The sequence below is a fragment of the Phycisphaerae bacterium genome, from assembly GCA_012729815.1.
GTDB lineage: Bacteria > Planctomycetota > Phycisphaerae > JAAYCJ01 > JAAYCJ01 > JAAYCJ01.
In genome coordinates this window covers 1-2,397 of record JAAYCJ010000359.1, presented here as the reverse complement: position 1 = coordinate 2,397, position 2,397 = coordinate 1, and the positions used below count along the sequence as shown (strand labels likewise).

General features: G+C 61.3%; 3 protein-coding genes. 2 read left to right on the top strand and 1 reads right to left on the bottom strand.

The annotated features are described in order from the left end of the window. A partial coding sequence (locus tag GXY33_22715; protein ID NLX07965.1) for a helix-turn-helix transcriptional regulator occupies positions 1–252 on the top strand: 252 nt, incomplete at its 5' end. 29 nt (positions 253–281) lie between these two features. Here GXY33_22715 and GXY33_22710 read toward each other — a convergent pair. Next, positions 282–1,349 carry a hypothetical protein gene (locus tag GXY33_22710; GenBank protein ID NLX07964.1) on the bottom strand — a complete coding sequence of 356 codons (1,068 nt, stop codon included), beginning with the start codon at positions 1,347–1,349 and terminating at the stop codon, positions 282–284. A gap of 106 nt (positions 1,350–1,455) precedes the next feature. On the opposite strand from GXY33_22710, the gene GXY33_22705 reads away from it, so the two are divergent. Then, positions 1,456–2,280: a helix-turn-helix transcriptional regulator gene (locus tag GXY33_22705; GenBank protein ID NLX07963.1), complete on the top strand. Its 825-nt coding sequence runs from the start codon at positions 1,456–1,458 to the stop codon at positions 2,278–2,280. Positions 2,281–2,397: the final 117 nt, after the last annotated feature.

Genomic DNA, 2,397 nt, shown 5'->3' with positions numbered 1-2,397 from the left:
CTCGCCCGACGCTCCGGCCTCAGCGAAAGCCACTTCACCCGATGCTTCCACGCCGAACTCGGCATGAGCCCCGCCCGGTACGTCCGAGAACGCCGCGTCGCCGCCGCCGCCCAACGACTCGCCTTCTCAAACGATCCCATCGACCTGATCGCCGAAACCACCGGATTCGCCAACCGTTTCCACTTCTCCCGAATCTTCCGACAACTCATGGGCGTCCCACCCGCCGCCTACCGCCGCCAGCAGATCGTCTGATCCCGTACCCCTACGCCCTCTTCCCGCCATCACAACCGAATAGCCAACAGCCGCTCAGCCAAATGCCGATAATGCCAAAACGGAACCTCCGGTGGAACCATATCATCCAGCGAGGGCAAAAAACCGCCCTCCCGAATCAACGGCATCAGCCGATCGATCTCGCGATCGATCGCCTCCGGACCCGCGATCAAAGCCTCCTTCGCGATCCCTCCGCCCAGCCGCAGCGACCGGCCGTACCGCCGCCGCAACTCAAACGGGTCCATCCCAACCGCCTGGCATTCCAGCGGCCACGTGCAGTTGATCCCGTGCTCCAGCAGACCCTCCACCAGCGGATTGATATTCCCAGCCGTCCAAAGACCCACAAACGGAACCTCGAACTCCTTCAGCAGCGCCACAACCCGATCCTGATACGGATACCAGAACTCCTCGTATACGCCCGGCGAGATGTGCGTGCTCGTCTTGAACGCCAGATCCTCCGCGAACATCGCGATATCGACCTTCACCCGCGACAACGCCGGCCGAAGTAAACCGCACACAAAATCAGTCCAATCAGAAAACATCTCGTGAATAAGACTCGGATCGTCGTAAAACGCCGTCAAAAACCGCTCCATCCCCAAAGCGTAAAACCCCAACCGGAAGAAAAAAGGATACAGCGGCAGATACACCGGCCGATCCGACTCGTTCAACGCCCGCACCGCCTCCTCGCTCAACCCGCGAACCGCCCAATCGGCTTCAAAATGCCGCCGGTACTCCTCCCAATCCGCCCGACTCTTGACCGGATGATCGATGTGCCCGTAATACATCGTCGGAGCTTCCTTCCGCCGACGAACCGTCGTGTTCATCCAATCCGTCTCAACCACATACTCCTCATCCTCGTCAAGCCTCCGAATCGGAAACTCCGGATGGGGATAAAACGACAACGGAACGAAACAAAACTCATCCAGCCCCAGAAACTCCTGCGGACTCTGATCCTCCGGCAGCCCCTCACCACGCCACCGCTCCAAAGCCGGCACTTCATACGGCTCCAAAACCAAAACGGGCGGACGGTCCACCGGTTCGTAATTCATGTAACGGACAAAACGCTCCCGGCCGTTCATGCAAGTCTCCTGTTCTCCGATGGCATGTACTTTATTACCACCCTAGACACAATAGCCGGGCTTTAACATGGCATTACTTACTATTCCCATGTATAATCTTACGATCATGGCCACGGACTACGAACTCCTCGACGCTGGCGACACCCTCTGCAGCCGCGAATGGAACGGCCACGGCCCATACGCCTGCTACATGATCTACTACCTCCAGGCCGGACGCTCCCGCCTCCAGATCGCCGGCCGCGACCATCGCCTCCAGCCCGGCCGCGTCTACTTCTTCTCCGGCTACCACCTCGGACGCTACGGTTGTGACTCCATGCGCGTCCGCTGGCTTCACCTCAACCCGACCAACTTCACCCTCACCCGCGCCCTGAACCAAGCCGCCCCTCTCCACAGCTGGGCAAACGACCTCCCGAATTACTGGCGCGACCTCCTCGAAAACATCGACCGCCGGATACTGACCCAGTCAGCGCCGCCCGCCCAACTCCGCCTCCACGCGTTCATCCAGGACATCCTCGCCCGCGTGATCGCGTCCGTCCACCAACCCTCCGACGCCGACACCGACACACACCAACCCCTCGCCCCAGCCATCGCCTACATGGACCGCCACCATCAGCAATGCCCCTCGCTCGAAACCGTCGCACGCGCAGCCGGCCTCGCCCCCAACTACTTCCACCACCTCTTCAGACGCCACGCCGGCCTGAGCCCCTACCGCTACATGCTCAACAAACGCATGTCTCTCGCCCAGCACCTCCTGCTCACCACGGACCTCCCGATCAAAGCCGTCGCCCAACAGACCGGCTACCCCTGCCCCTTCCACTTCGCCAAAACCTTCCGCCGCTACTTCGGACAAAGCCCCTCACAACGCCGCACCCACTGGGACCAAACCTTCCCCACCCGCCCTGATCAGCCCCGAAGGGGCGCAAGGATGTAGCCAGGGGCACAAGCCCCTGGACGAAGGGGCGTAAGCATGTAGCCACGGGCGTGAGCCCCTAGCCCCAAAGGGGCGTAAGAATGTAGCCAGGGGCACAAGCCCCTGGACGAAGGGGCG